This is a genomic window from Streptomyces sp. LUP30 (assembly GCF_001746365.1).
In the GTDB taxonomy this organism is placed as follows: domain Bacteria; phylum Actinomycetota; class Actinomycetes; order Streptomycetales; family Streptomycetaceae; genus Streptomyces.
In genome coordinates, this window is sequence record NZ_MJAJ01000041.1 from 70,452 (window position 1) to 82,918 (window position 12,467).

Annotated in this window: 13 protein-coding genes and 1 pseudogene; 8 read left to right on the forward strand and 6 right to left on the reverse strand. The window is 74.1% G+C overall.

All coding sequences use genetic code 11. The features are described 5' to 3' along the window. The first annotated feature begins 24 nt into the window (after window positions 1–24). Window positions 25–906: an SIS domain-containing protein gene (locus tag BG482_RS28255; RefSeq protein ID WP_069771980.1), complete on the forward strand. Its 882-nt coding sequence runs from the start codon at window positions 25–27 to the stop codon at window positions 904–906. Between the two features lie 72 nt (window positions 907–978). Continuing rightward, window positions 979–1,821: a ketose-bisphosphate aldolase gene (locus tag BG482_RS28260; RefSeq protein ID WP_069771981.1), complete on the forward strand. Its 843-nt coding sequence runs from the start codon at window positions 979–981 to the stop codon at window positions 1,819–1,821. On the opposite strand, the gene BG482_RS28265 is transcribed toward BG482_RS28260, so the two are convergent. Continuing rightward, window positions 1,808–2,947 carry a methyltransferase gene (locus tag BG482_RS28265; protein ID WP_069771982.1) on the reverse strand — a complete coding sequence of 380 codons (1,140 nt, stop codon included), beginning with the start codon at window positions 2,945–2,947 and terminating at the stop codon, window positions 1,808–1,810. The two genes, BG482_RS28260 and BG482_RS28265, sit on opposite strands and share 14 nt — an antisense overlap. A 78-nt stretch (window positions 2,948–3,025) precedes the next feature. Between BG482_RS28265 and BG482_RS28270 the strand changes: the two genes are divergently transcribed. From BG482_RS28270 to BG482_RS28280, 3 genes are all read left to right on the forward strand, one after another. After that, window positions 3,026–3,688, forward strand: a complete 663-nt coding sequence (locus BG482_RS28270; RefSeq protein WP_069771983.1) for an alpha-ketoglutarate-dependent dioxygenase AlkB — start codon at window positions 3,026–3,028, stop codon at window positions 3,686–3,688. A 28-nt stretch (window positions 3,689–3,716) separates the two neighbouring features. Continuing rightward, window positions 3,717–4,961, forward strand: a complete 1,245-nt coding sequence (locus BG482_RS28275; RefSeq protein WP_069771984.1) for an ROK family protein — start codon at window positions 3,717–3,719, stop codon at window positions 4,959–4,961. A gap of 169 nt (window positions 4,962–5,130) precedes the next feature. Continuing rightward, a complete protein-coding gene (locus tag BG482_RS28280) occupies window positions 5,131–6,033 on the forward strand; it encodes an NAD(P)-dependent oxidoreductase (protein WP_069771985.1) in 903 nt (300 codons plus the stop codon). A 73-nt stretch (window positions 6,034–6,106) separates the two neighbouring features. On the opposite strand, the gene BG482_RS28285 is transcribed toward BG482_RS28280, so the two are convergent. Beyond that, on the reverse strand, window positions 6,107–6,292 hold the full coding sequence (locus BG482_RS28285) for a DUF1272 domain-containing protein (protein ID WP_069771986.1): 186 nt from the start codon (window positions 6,290–6,292) through the stop codon (window positions 6,107–6,109). 285 nt (window positions 6,293–6,577) lie between these two features. On the opposite strand from BG482_RS28285, the gene BG482_RS28290 reads away from it, so the two are divergent. Beyond that, window positions 6,578–6,853: an SHOCT domain-containing protein gene (locus BG482_RS28290; RefSeq protein ID WP_069771987.1), complete on the forward strand. Its 276-nt coding sequence runs from the start codon at window positions 6,578–6,580 to the stop codon at window positions 6,851–6,853. A gap of 117 nt (window positions 6,854–6,970) precedes the next feature. Here BG482_RS28290 and BG482_RS28295 read toward each other — a convergent pair whose 3' ends face one another. Next, window positions 6,971–7,480, reverse strand: a complete 510-nt coding sequence (locus tag BG482_RS28295; RefSeq protein WP_256096493.1) for an ATP-binding protein — start codon at window positions 7,478–7,480, stop codon at window positions 6,971–6,973. A gap of 243 nt (window positions 7,481–7,723) precedes the next feature. Continuing rightward, window positions 7,724–8,047 (reverse strand): hypothetical protein, encoded by a 324-nt coding sequence (locus BG482_RS28300; protein WP_069771988.1) that lies wholly within the window; start codon window positions 8,045–8,047, stop codon window positions 7,724–7,726. A 343-nt stretch (window positions 8,048–8,390) separates the two neighbouring features. On the opposite strand from BG482_RS28300, the gene BG482_RS28305 reads away from it, so the two are divergent. Beyond that, window positions 8,391–9,515 (forward strand): PLP-dependent cysteine synthase family protein, encoded by a 1,125-nt coding sequence (locus BG482_RS28305; protein WP_069771989.1) that lies wholly within the window; start codon window positions 8,391–8,393, stop codon window positions 9,513–9,515. Window positions 9,516–9,544: 29 nt separating this feature from the next. Here the strand turns inward: BG482_RS28305 and BG482_RS28310 are convergent, their stop codons facing one another. Together BG482_RS28310 and BG482_RS28315 are read right to left on the reverse strand one after the other, a co-directional pair. Further along, entirely contained in the window at window positions 9,545–10,015 is a 471-nt protein-coding gene (locus BG482_RS28310; RefSeq protein ID WP_069771990.1) for an SRPBCC family protein, read from the reverse strand. Between the two features lie 52 nt (window positions 10,016–10,067). Next, window positions 10,068–10,898 carry a DeoR/GlpR family DNA-binding transcription regulator gene (locus BG482_RS28315; protein ID WP_069771991.1) on the reverse strand — a complete coding sequence of 277 codons (831 nt, stop codon included), beginning with the start codon at window positions 10,896–10,898 and terminating at the stop codon, window positions 10,068–10,070. Between the two features lie 292 nt (window positions 10,899–11,190). Between BG482_RS28315 and BG482_RS28320 the strand changes: the two are divergent. Further along, window positions 11,191–12,467: pseudogene (locus tag BG482_RS28320) on the forward strand (hypothetical protein); the annotation flags it as partial.

Consider the following 12,467-nt stretch of genomic DNA (forward strand, 5'->3'; position numbering starts at 1 on the left):
GACACCGTCGGCGAGAGGTGGGGCATGACGCACGTCGAGGACGAACTGAGCGACCAGCCCGCGTGCTGGGGCCGGGCCGCGACCGAAGCCGACGGGCATGCCGACGGGTTGCCGGAGCCCGGGGAACGGGTGGCGCTCGTGGGCTGCGGCACCTCCTGCTTCATGGCCCAGGCCGCGGCAGCCCTGCGCGAGGACGCGGGGCACGGCGAGACGGACGCCTTCGCCGCCTCGGAGTTCCCGCACGGCCGCCGCTACGACCGGGTGGTCGCCCTGACCCGCTCCGGCACCACCACCGAAGTCCTCGACCTGCTCGCCCGGTTGCGTGGAGGCACCGCCACGACCGCGATCACCGCCGACCCGGACACCCCGGTCGCGACCGCCGCCGACCACGTCGTCGTCCTGGACTACGCCGACGAACGCTCCGTCGTGCAGACCCGGTTCGCCACCACCGCCCTCACCCTGCTCCGCGCCCACCTGGGACTGCACACCGATGCCGTCGTCGAGGACGCCCGCACCGCGCTCGCCGAGCCGCTGCCCCGAGGCCTCGTGGACTGCGGGCAGTTCACCTTCCTGGGGAGAGGCTGGACGGTCGGCCTCGCGAACGAGGCGGCGCTGAAGATGCGCGAGGCCTCACTGTCCTGGACGGAGGCCTACTCCGCGATGGAGTACCGGCACGGTCCCATCAGCATCAGCACCGGGGGCACGGCCGTCTGGATGTTCGGGGAGGCGCCGCACGGCCTGGCCGAGGAGGCGTGCGCCACCGGCGCGCTGTGGGTGGGAGGCACGCTGGACCCCCTCGCCGAACTGGTCCGGGCCCAGCGTCTCGCCGTCGCCGTCGCCGCCGTGCGCGGCCTCGATCCGGACCGCCCGCGCCACCTCGCCCGCTCGGTCGTCCTCGCCCGCTGAAGTCCCCTGCCCCGAAGCGCCCGCGGTTCCCGAAGCCCTCGAAACTCCGGAAGCTCCCGAAGCGGAGGCGCCGTGCCCCTCACCACCACCGGCGAGCTGGTCACCCGGGCCCGCGCGGCCCGGACCGCCGTCGCGGCCTTCAACATCGTCACGCTGGAACACGTCGAGGCCGTCGTCGCGGGGGCGGAGGCGGCCGGCGCACCCGTCGTGCTCCAGGTCAGCGAGAACGCCGTCAGGTTCCGTCAGGGGCGGTTGCTGCCGCTGGCCCGGGCGGCCGTCGCCGCCGCCGAACGGGCCCCGGTGCCCGTCGCGTTGCACCTCGACCACGTCCAGAGCGACCCCCTGCTCGGACAGGCTGCCGACGCGGGCTTCAGCTCGGTCATGTACGACGCCTCCCGGCTGCCGTACGAGGCCAACCTCGCCGCGACGCGCGCCGCCGTCGTCCGGGCACACGCCCGAGGGCTGTGGATCGAGGCGGAGCTGGGGGAGATCGGCGGCAAGGGCGCCCATGTCGCCGGGGCCCGCACGGACCCGGCCGAGGCCCGCGCGTTCGTCACCGAGTCGGGGGTGGACGCCCTGGCGGTGGCCGTGGGCAGCGTCCATGCGATGACCGCCCGCACCGCCGCCCTCGATCACGAACTGATCGGGCGGCTCGCTGCGGCCCTCGACGTGCCCCTCGTCCTGCACGGTTCCTCCGGGGTCCCCGACCACGAGCTGCGGGCGGCCGTCGCCGGCGGCATCGCCAAGGTCAACGTCGGCACCGCGCTCAACCAGGCCATGACCGGCGCGATCCGCGCCTACCTGGAGGCGAACCCCGACGTCGTCGACGCCCGCCGCTACCTCGGCGCGGGCCGCGAGGCCATGGCGCGCACCGTCGAGCGGATCGTCGTCGGGGTGGGGCTCACTCCGGTCTGACCGCCCTCAGCACCACGAACTTGCGGTCGCCCGCGATCGTTTCACAGGCGCCGAACAGCCGCTTCAGCTTGACGTGGTAGCCCAGGTGCCGGTTGCCCACCACCCACAGTTCGCCGCCCGGCCGCAGCGCGCGCCGCGCCCCGGTGAACATGCGCCACGCCGTCGCGTCCGTCGTCGCCTGGTGGGAGTGGAACGGCGGGTTGTTCAGCACGAGGTCCACGCTGCCGTCCGCCACCCCCGCCAGCCCGTCGCCGACCCGGAACTCGGCGTGTCCCGGAACCCCGTTCGCCTTGTAGGTGGCCTCCGCCGACGCCACCGCCTGGAACGACTCGTCCGTGAACAGCACCTCGGCGGCCGGGTCGGCCAGCGCCACCGCCGTACCGACGATCCCGTTGCCGCAGCCCAGGTCGACCACCCTGCGACGGCCCGTCGTCCTCGGCAGATGCCGCAGGAAGAACCGGGTGCCGATGTCGAGCCGTTCGGCGCAGAACACTCCCGCGTGATTGACGACCGGACGGCCCGGGAGAGCGCCGCCGACGTCGTCGGGCAGGTCGTAGGTGTGCGGCCACGGGTTGCGGGGGCGCTTCAGCGACGGGTCCGGGGTGCAGAACACCAGCCGCGCCTTCTGCTCGGCGAGAGAGGTCCGGGTCGGCCCGATGATCCGCTCGAACAGCCGCAGCGTCGAGGTGTGGATCTCCTTCACCATGCCGGCGCCGACGACGACGGTTTCCGCGTGCACGGCAGGCGCCAGCCGCAGCAGCTGGTCCTCCAGCAGGGCGAGACTCTTCGGCACCCTGACCAGCAGCACGTCGATCCGCTCCGGCACCGGGTCCTGGGTGGTGAGCAGCCGGACGGCGCCGGTCCCGACGCAGGCCCGCGCGAGGTTCGCCCGGGTCGCCTCCTGGCCCAGCCACGAGTCGGCGATCTGGGTCGGGCGGTGCGCCGCGAGCGCCGTGACCAGCGCGCCCCAGCGGTCGCCGAACACCACCACTTCACCGGACGGGGGGACGTCCCGCGCCGCGAGATGCCTGAGCAGATACGCGTCGGCGGCGTCCCAGGCGCGCAGCGTCTCGCGCGGGTCCTCGGGGAAGCGGGCCAGGGCGACCTCGCCCCACGGCGTCGTCATAGCGTCGTTCATCGTGGGTCAAGGCTAGCCGAGCCGCAGATCAGGCCGGGTGCCGGAGCCGAGGAGGAGGATGGGGACATGGACACCGAGCTGTTTCCACGGGAGCGGGCGCAGATCGCGCCGGGCGCGGTCCACCTGCCCGACTGGCTGGACGGCGACCGTCAGCGCGAGCTGCTGCGGGCCTGCCGGGAGTGGGCCCGCCCTCCGGCCGGCCTGCGCACGGTCCGCACACCCGGCGGCGGCGTCATGACCGCGCGCCAGGTCTGCCTGGGCTGGCACTGGTACCCGTACGCCTACGCCCGCACGGTCGCGGACGGCGACGGCACGCCTGTCAAGCCCTTCCCGGCCTGGCTGGGCGACCTGGGCCGGCGTGCCGTGTCCGACGCGCTGGGCCCGGCGCAGGCCGCGGACGCCGCGTACGACATCGCGTTGATCAACTTCTATGAGGGCGACGCCCGGATGGGCATGCACCGTGACGCCGACGAGCGGTCCACGGCGCCCGTGGTCTCCCTGAGCCTCGGTGACGCCTGCGTCTTCCGCTTCGGCAACCCACGGACGCGGGCCCGGCCCTACACCGACGTCGAACTGCGCAGCGGCGACCTGTTCGTCTTCGGGGGAGCGTCCAGGCTCGCGTACCACGGGGTGCCGCGGGTGCTGCCGGGCACGGCCCCGGCCGGGCTGGGACTGACGGGACGTCTCAACGTCACCCTGCGCGTCAGCGGCTTCCCGGACGCCGCCTGACGAAGCGGATCATGGGAGACTCGGCCTCATGAGCGGCAAGGCGGACCCCCGGCCGGCGGGGGAAGGGACCACCTCGAGGGCGCGGTTGGACCGGGGGCGCGGAGCGCTCGGGCCCGCGTTGGAGCTCGTGCACACCGGGCGGGCGCCCACCCGCGCCGTGCTCACCGCGGAACTCGGCGTCACCCGGGCGACGGCGGGCGCGGTCGCCGCGGAGCTGGAGGCGCTGGGGCTGATCCGGGTGGACGCCAGGCCCGCCGCGGCGGCCGGTTCGCAGGGCCGCCCCTCGCACCGGCTGGAAGTGGCACGCGAAGGTCCGGTCGTGCTGGCCGCACAGGTCCACTCCGACGGGTTCCGTGCCGCGTTGGTCGGCCTCGGCGGCCGGATCGTCGCCACGACGCCCAGCTGCGAGACCGTGGACGCCGACCCGGCCAAGGTCCTCGGGGCCGCCGTCGACGCCGGGGCGGAACTGCTGCGGCGGACCGGGAGGCGCTGTGTGGGCGCCGGGCTCGCCGTGCCGTCCGCGGTTACCGAGCCCGAGGGGCGGGCGCTGAATCCGCTGCACCTGGCGTGGCCGGCGGGTGCGCCGGTGCGGGAGATCTTCGCCGAACGGATCCGGTCCGTGGGCGTCACCGGCCCCGCCTTCGCGGCCAACGACGTCAATCTCGCCGCTCTCGCCGAGCACCGGCACGGCGCGGGACGCGGCGCCCGCGATCTGCTGTGCGTGGCCACCGGGCACCGTGGCGTCGGTGGCGCGCTGGTGCTCGACGGCCGTCTGCACACGGGCAGTTCGGGCCTCGCCCTCGAAGTCGGCCACCTCACCGTCAACCCCGAGGGACGGCCCTGCCACTGCGGCAGCCGCGGCTGTCTCGACGTCGAGGCCGATCCGCTCGCCCTCCTCACCGCCGCCGGCCGCGAGCCCGGCCCCGAGGGCTCCCTGCTGCAGCAGGCCAACGAACTGGTCCGCGAGGAGTACGGCGATCCGGTCGTCCGCACGGCCGTCGAGGCCCTGATCGACCGGCTCGGGCTGGGCCTGGCGGGCCTGGTCAACATCCTCAACCCCGACCGCATCGTCCTCGGCGGTCTGCACGGCACGCTCCTGGACGCCGACCCCGACCGGCTCCGCGCGGTCGTCTCCGACCGCAGTCTGTGGGGCCACAGCGGCGGGGTGCCCATCCTCGCCTGCTCCCTCGACCACAACAGTCTGGTCGGCGCGGCCGAGCTGGCCTGGCAGCCGGTGCTGGACGACCCGCTGGGGGCGCTGCTCGCCGGATGAGGCACGGGGAGCGCCGCGGGGCCTGCCGCGGGGGGAGGGGCGGGAAGGAGCAGGGCAGCAGTCCGCGGATTCGGTGGCGCCGGCCGCCGAGCGACCGACCCCGATGCCCAACGGCCGCGAGGCGTGGCTGGACGGCCTGGTCCGTGCCGCGTCCCAGTAGGTTGACGGTATGACAGACAACCTGACCGTGAGCGTCCTCGGCACGGGCATCATGGGCGCCGCGATGGCCCGCAACCTCGCCCGGGCCGGCCACACCGTGCGCGCCTGGAACCGCACCCGCGCCAAGGCGGAGCCGCTCGCCGCGGACGGAGTGCACGTCGTCGACACCCCCGCCGCGGCCGTGGAGGGCGCGGACGTCGTGCTGACCATGCTCTACGACGGCCCCGCCGCACTGGACGTCATGCGCGAGGCGGCGCCCGCGCTGCGCGCCGGGGCGGCCTGGGTGCAGTCGACCACCGCCGGGATCGAGGCCGTGGGCGAGCTGGCCGCCTTCGCCCGCGCCCACCACCTCGTCTTCTTCGACGCGCCCGTGCTGGGCACCCGCCAGCCCGCCGAGGCCGGTCAGCTGACCGTGCTCGCGGCGGGTCCGCCGGCCGGCCGTGACGCGGTGGCCCCCGTCCTGGACGCCGTCGGCGCGCGGACCGTGTGGACGGGCGAGGACGGCGCCGAGGGCAGCGCCACCCGCCTGAAGCTGGTGGCCAACAGCTGGGTCATCGCGGCCACCGCCGCGGCCGGCGAGGTGCTCGCCCTGTCGCAGGCCCTGGGCGTCGACCCGCACGCGTTCTTCGAACTGATCGAGGGCGGCCCGCTCGACATGGGGTACCTGAAGGCGAAGACGGCTCTGGTCCTCGACGACCGGCTCTCGCCCGCACAGTTCGCGGTGACCACGGCCGCCAAGGACGCGCGTCTGATCGTCGAGGCCGGCCGCGGGAACGGCGTCCGGCTGGACGTGGCGGCGGCGAGCGCCGAGCGACTGGAGCGCGCCGCGGCTCAGGGACACGGCGACGAGGACATGGTCGCCGCCTACTTCGCCAGCTTCGACGACAGCGCCCGATCCGCCGACGACGCCTGACCCGCGACCGACGACCGCCCGGCGAGCAGCCCGCGCCCGGACCGCCGCTGCCGCCCCGTGCGCAGCCGGGGCGTCACGCGGCGGGGGCCCGGCGGGGCCGGGGCGTCAACTCGCCGCCGCAGTTGGGGCAGACCTGGCCCATGGCGTCGGCGCACGGCACGCAGAACGTGCACTCGTAGGAGCAGATCCGGGCCGGCCCGTCGGGCGGCAGGGCGGTCGTCGCGCAGCGCTCGCAGTGGTCGCGCATCTCCAGAGCCATGGCTGTCCTGCTCCTCACCTGTGGTGTCGACGGCCGTACGGCTTCGTCCTCGCCGGCCATCCTCGCCCGGCCCGCCCGCCCCGGACAGCGTGTCGACGGGACAGACGTCGACCCGATCGGGCCATGACGCACGCGGCCCGACCTGACCGCCGCCGGTGGAGCGTCGCGCCTACTCCCCAGGGGGTACGCCGACTGCCGCTGCCCGTACGACGACCGGGACCCCTTCCTCGCGGGACTCTCGAAGCATCGCAGTCCACGAGGACCTCACCGAGGAGATGACCCGAGATGAACACCCTGGCGAACTGGGGCGGTGGCGGACCCGGCCCCTGGATCCTGTTCCTTCCGCTGATCTGGGCGGCCGTCGTCGTCGGCGCGGTCACCCTGTTGCGCCGCACGGCCGGGCGTGGCCGCCGCGGACCCTGGGGCCCCGTGGACCGTCCGGCCGGCGACTCCCCGCTCGCCGTCCTCGGTCGCCGCTTCGCCTCCGGTGAGATCGACGAGGACGAGTACTGGCGCCGGGTGTCCGTCCTGGACGAACAGTTCGGCCGGTCCGGCCGCTAGGGCGAGCGCTCGGACGTCCCGTGACCGCCGGGAGACGACGTGCCCGCCCGGTGGCCGCCCCGTCGGGGGGAGGTCACACCGGGCGGGCGCGTGCGTCCAGCATTGGTCACCGCCCGGTCAGCCGACGACGGCCGACCGGGCGGGAGCGTGTGCGGGCAGCAGGTCGTCGACGGAGACGACCTCCGCGAACAGGGGCGCGGTCTGCTCCCGGGGGGCGCGCCGGGTCGGCCGGGCCGACACGTCGCGGGCGGGGGAGGGCGCCGGGAGCGTGAACCACACGACCTTGCCGGACTCGCCGTCCGGCCGGGCGCCCCAGCTCTCGCTCACCGCGGCCACCATCGCCAGCCCGCGCCCACAGGTGGCGAGGGCCTCGTGGTCGACGGACCCGACGACCGGCAGTCGCGGGTCGCGGTCGCGCACGGAGACGGTGAGCCGGTCGAGCAGCAGCTCCATCTCCACGACGCACGTCTTGTCGGGCTGGGCGTGCAGGTGGACGTTGGTCAGCAGCTCGGTCACTCCGAGCGCGGCCCGGTCTATCAACGGGTCCATATGCCAGTAGCGCAGTTGCGCCGATACGATTCTGCGGACCTGGCCGATCCGCGACGGCAGGGCCTGAAGCTCCACCATGCAGTGCCTGCTTGGGTTGGTGATCACGGCTGCGACTCCCCGACTGAGGTCCGGAAGAACACGGAGTTCGGATCGAGCAGGGCGTCTGCGCAAGGCGGCCGCCTGCTGTCATGGCCGGCGGGCTGGTTCGCAGCGTTATCGCCGGTAAACCCAGAGTGACGTGAGATCAGAGTGACGCAGCGGGTGCCGCACCGCAACTCGCGGTGGTCCGGCCGCCTCGTCGTCGTCCGATGCCGCGCGGCCTCAGCCGCCGCGACCCGCCGCCCTGCGCACGGCCTCGATGAAGCGGCGCGCCGCCGGCGGTCCGGGCTCGCCCGGCGCCGGATCGTGGTCGCCGAGGGTCAGCAGGTACCGCTTGCCGTTGAGATCGGCCAGCGCCCGGTCCTCCGCGGCGTACCAGGGCCTGGAGGCGCGGACCGCCTGCACGGGCGCACTGTCGATCTCGCTGCCGTAACTGGTGAGCAGCTCCAGCCTGCCGTCGTTGATCCGGACCTGGCCGGCCCGGGTGAGCGAACGCAGCCGCTTGCCGATCTGCACGCCCGTAGCCGTGAACTCCGGCTCCGCCATGCTTTCCCGCCCCCTCGCGATCGATCTCTCCCCTGATCCCGTGTGCGCCCCCGACCGGGACCCGGCTCCGGGCCGAGGCTCTCACCCCGTCCGGGGCCATCGCCCCGCCCGGTGCAGTCTGCCCGCGCCCGGCGTCGAGCACCAGTGCGCACAACACTCCCGGCGTGCCCGCCCGGAGCACTCGCGCGAATGCGCCCCCCACTCGCCCCAGCCCGCTCCCCAGGGCCGGCTTTGAGGACGTCAAAGGTGTGTTTATGCAGGTGAGAAGCGTGTGGAAGGTGTTTATGATCGATGCGTCGGCCGCGCGGACCACCGTCGGCGCGAAGCCTGAAGGAGCCCCGCCGTGACCACCTCCCCACCCGCCAGGACCGGCGCCACCCTCGACGTCGACCGCAGTGACACCGCCTACCGCGACTGGCTGAAAGAGGCCGTCCGCAAGGTCCAGGCGGACGCCAACCGCTCGGCCGACACGCACCTGCTGCGCTTCCCGCTGCCCGAGCGCTGGGGCATCGACCTGTATCTCAAGGACGAGTCGACCCACCCCACCGGCAGCCTCAAGCACCGGCTCGCCCGCTCCCTCTTCCTCTACGGTCTGTGCAACGGCTGGATCCGGCCGGACCGTCCGGTGATCGAGGCCTCCAGCGGCTCGACGGCCGTGTCCGAGGCCTACTTCGCGAAGCTGATCGGCGTGCCCTTCATCGCCGTCATGCCGCGTACGACGAGCGCCGAGAAGATCCGCCTGATCGAGTTCCACGGCGGCCGGTGTCACTTCGTCGACGACTCCCGCACCCTGTACGAGGAGTCGGCCCGTCTCGCGGCGGACCGCGGCGGCCACTACATGGACCAGTTCACCTACGCCGAACGGGCCACGGACTGGCGCGGAAACAACAACATCGCCGAATCCATCTTCCGCCAGCTGGAGTTGGAGCGCTTTCCGGAACCCGCCTGGATCGTGGCCACGGCCGGCACCGGCGGCACCTCCGCGACCCTCGCGCGTTTCATCCACTACACGCAGCGCGACACCCGCGTCTGCGTCGCCGATCCGGAGAACTCGTGCTTCTTCGAGGGGTGGACCACCGGCGATCCGGACGTCACCTGTGACTGCGGCTCCCGCATCGAGGGCATCGGCCGGCCGCGCATGGAACCCAGTTTCGTGCCCGGGGCCGTCGACCGGATGATGAAGGTCCCCGACGCGGCCAGCGTGGCCGCCGTGCGCGCGCTGGAACAGGCCATCGGCCGCAAGGCGGGCGGCTCCACGGGCACCGGACTGTGGAGCGCGCTCAAGATCGTCGCCGAGATGGTGGCGGACGGCCGTCAGGGCAGCGTGGTCACCCTGCTGTGCGATCCGGGCGACCGCTACCTCGACAAGTACTACTCCGACGTCTGGCTCGCCGAGCAGGGCCTGGACATCGCCCCCTACACGGCCGCGATCGAGTCACTGCTGGCCACCGGCGTATGGCCGCGGTGACGCCCGGCCTGTGACGCCCCGGCCGGTCCTCACACGGCGAGGCGCCGGTCCAGGGCGGCGACGGCTTCCCGGAAGGACCGCCCCAGCCCCGGCCGCGCCAGCCGGGCCAGGACCCGGTAGACGGCCGTCCCGTCCGTCGCGAAGGTCCACCGCACCCGTGTGCCGGCCCCCGCGGGCGTCAGCCGCCACTCCTCGACGAGCGCCCGCACCCCCGGCACGCCGGTCGCGTCCACGCGGTAGGCGTACAGCTCCGGCGGCTTCGCCGCGAGGACCGTCTCCCGGAACCGGATGCCGCCCCGCAGACGTACGTCGCGCCCCGCGCCGCCGTCGAGCGGCTGGACGGCGGTCACGGCCGGGAACCATTCGGGCCAGTCCGCGACGTCGTCCGCGAGGGCCCGGTAGACCCGCTCCGGGGGAGCGGAGACCTCCCGGGCGAAGACCATGCGCACGGGAGCGCTGTCGACGAAGTCGAGCCCTTCCGGGCGCAGATGACGGGCCATGGCGGCACGAACCCCCTCGGTCGACGGGTGGGTCACCCTAGCCGCAGCGCCGTCAGATGTCTGCATCCTCGTCGGGCTCGCCCGCGACGACCAGACGCCGCAGATGCTCGGAGATCTCCGCGCGCGCCGCGCCCGGCAGCCCCGCGTCCGTCACCAGTGTGTCCACCTGTTCCAGCGCGGCGAACGAACTCAGCCCCACCACACCCCACTTGGTGTGGTCCGCGACCACCACGACCCGCCGCGCCGACTGCACCAGACGCCGGTTGGTCTCGGCCTCCGCCAGGTTCGGCGTGGACAGGCCGGCCTCCGCCGATATCCCGTGCACGCCGAGGAACAGCACATCGAAGTGGAGGGCCGCGATGGCCTGGTCGGCCACCGGCCCCACCAGCGAGTCCGACGGGGTGCGCACCCCGCCGGTCAGCACGACCGTGGCCGCGCCCTGCCGCGGGCCGGAGGTTCGCTGCGCCATGTGGAAGACGTCCGCCACCCGCACCGAGTTGGTGACCACCGTCAGGTCCGGCAGGTCCACCAGATGGTGCGCCAGCGCGTAGGTCGTCGTACCGCCCGACAGCGCGATCGCGCTGCCCGGGGTGACGAGCTGCGCCGCTGCCTTCGCGATGTCCTCTTTCGCGGTCAACTCCAGGCCCGACTTCGCCTCGAAGCCGGGCTCGTGCGTGCTCGCCTCCATGACCGGCACCGCGCCGCCGTGCACCTTCTCCAGCACGCCCTGGCGCGCCAGGGCGTCCAGATCGCGGCGCACCGTCATGTCCGACACGCCGAGCTTGCGGGTCAGCTCGTTGACCCGGACCCCGCCACGACGACGAACCTCGTCCAGGATGAGGGCGCGGCGCTGCTCCGCGAGGAGGTTCTGATTCTCACTCACGTACGCTCCGGTCCTTTCCCTCGTACCGTCCGACAGGCCTGCTCACCTGCTCCGACGACGCCGTGGCGGCCGACGCGGGTGTGCGGGCGTCCCATCCTCGCACGGCCCGCTCACAGCCGTGCCACCACCCCGTCGCGGTCATGTCACCCACGGTGTCTTCCCTCCTCCCGCGCGTGTCCGTCGCACGCTCCGGGGAGATTCCGTGACGGGAGGTGTATCACGCCTCCCGAGCGGCGATCCTTATGCCCGCACGGACACATGTCGACGGCGTGTCACGGGGGAAGTGCCAACAGTGAAACCAGCCGGTACGGGCGGAGCCGCCCTGGAACTCCTGGTCCACGGCGTGGGTGGCGCCACGCCCGAGAAGATGCTGAACGATCCGCGCACCGTGCGGATCACCGGCGACGACACGGCGGCCGTCTACCGGCGGGCCGACGACGTCACCGCGGACACCGGCCCCTGCGACGACCGCCGCCGCGACGACCCCGTCCCCGAGGCCTACGTCTGGTCCAACCTCACCTCCGGCAACGGCACCCGCGCCCTGTGGCTGTTGCTGCTGCCGTTCATGGTCGTCAACCTCGCCCACTGGATGCGCCCCGCCGCGCGCGAACGCATCCGCGCGGTACGCCTGTACGGCCTGCTGGTGCGGCTGGCGGCGCTGAGCCTGACGGTGCTGCTCGTCGCCGCGGCCTGCGAGGTCGCCCTCGACCTGACCGCCTGGCAGTGCGCGGGCACGCCCGCGTGCTCGCGCCGCCACTCCTGGCTGGGTTTTCTGTCGCCGGCGGCCTCGAACGACGGCTGGTGGAGCGAGCCGGGCCGCCGCCTGGCCCTCGCGGCCCTCGTCCCGACCGCTCTCGTCGGCCTCCTCTGGTACCTCTCCCACCGCACCTGGCGCGCGTACGAGTCCCAGGAACCCCTCGACCGCACGCCCGAACCGGAGAACGGCCCCGGACACACCGCGCTCAGCCGGCCCGGCTTCTGGTACGGGCGCCGTCTGGTGGCACGACTGCGCGCGGCGCACACCGCGGCGGGCCTGCTGACGGTGGCCGCGGCGGTCGGTTCCGCGGCCGTGCGCCAGGACCGCGAAGCGGGCGGCCCGGCCCTGCTCGACGTCCTGGGCCGACTGCTGGAAGCCTCCCTGGCCGCAGGCGCGCTGGCCACGGTCTGGGTGGTGTGCCGCCGGGGCCGCAGCGAACACCGGCTGGACCGTGGTCTCGACGCCCACCTCGTGCACCGGCTGCCGTCGGCCGCCCTCGCCCTGCTGGTCCTCACGCTGGTGTACGCAGGCTGGGAACGTCCCGGCTGGCGCTCCGACGGCCGCCTGCCGGGCGACGCGACCTTCGGCGCGCTCGCCCTCGCGCAGGGTGCGCTGGTCGTCGCCCTCGCGGTCGTCGCCCGACTCCTGCACCGCTGCCCGCAGGAGCGTCCGGCACCGGCGCGCGGCGACCCGACGGCCGCGTCCGGGTCGCCCGCCTCCGCACCGGACGCGCCGGAGGGAACCGGCGTCGGTCTGCGCGGGGTGTCCGTGTCGCGGGACTCGGGCCGGCTCGCCGTCGTCCTGCGAGAGGC

Excerpts from the sequence above, each read along its gene's own strand:
- BG482_RS28255 (WP_069771980.1), top strand. The coding sequence starts at position 25 with ATGACGCACGTCGAGGACGAACTGAGCGACCAGCCCGCGTGCTGGGGC.
- BG482_RS28285 (WP_069771986.1), bottom strand. The coding sequence starts at position 6,292 with ATGGCTCTGGAGATGCGCGACCACTGCGAGCGCTGCGCGACGACCGCC.
- BG482_RS28265 (WP_069771982.1), bottom strand. The coding sequence starts at position 2,947 with ATGACGACGCCGTGGGGCGAGGTCGCCCTGGCCCGCTTCCCCGAGGAC.
- BG482_RS28280 (WP_069771985.1), top strand. The coding sequence starts at position 5,131 with ATGACAGACAACCTGACCGTGAGCGTCCTCGGCACGGGCATCATGGGC.
- BG482_RS28300 (WP_069771988.1), bottom strand. The coding sequence starts at position 8,047 with ATGGCGGAGCCGGAGTTCACGGCTACGGGCGTGCAGATCGGCAAGCGG.
- BG482_RS28290 (WP_069771987.1), top strand. The coding sequence starts at position 6,578 with ATGAACACCCTGGCGAACTGGGGCGGTGGCGGACCCGGCCCCTGGATC.
- BG482_RS28295 (WP_256096493.1), bottom strand. The coding sequence starts at position 7,480 with ATGGTGGAGCTTCAGGCCCTGCCGTCGCGGATCGGCCAGGTCCGCAGA.
- BG482_RS28310 (WP_069771990.1), bottom strand. The coding sequence starts at position 10,015 with ATGGCCCGTCATCTGCGCCCGGAAGGGCTCGACTTCGTCGACAGCGCT.
- BG482_RS28275 (WP_069771984.1), top strand. The coding sequence starts at position 3,717 with ATGAGCGGCAAGGCGGACCCCCGGCCGGCGGGGGAAGGGACCACCTCG.
- BG482_RS28270 (WP_069771983.1), top strand. The coding sequence starts at position 3,026 with ATGGACACCGAGCTGTTTCCACGGGAGCGGGCGCAGATCGCGCCGGGC.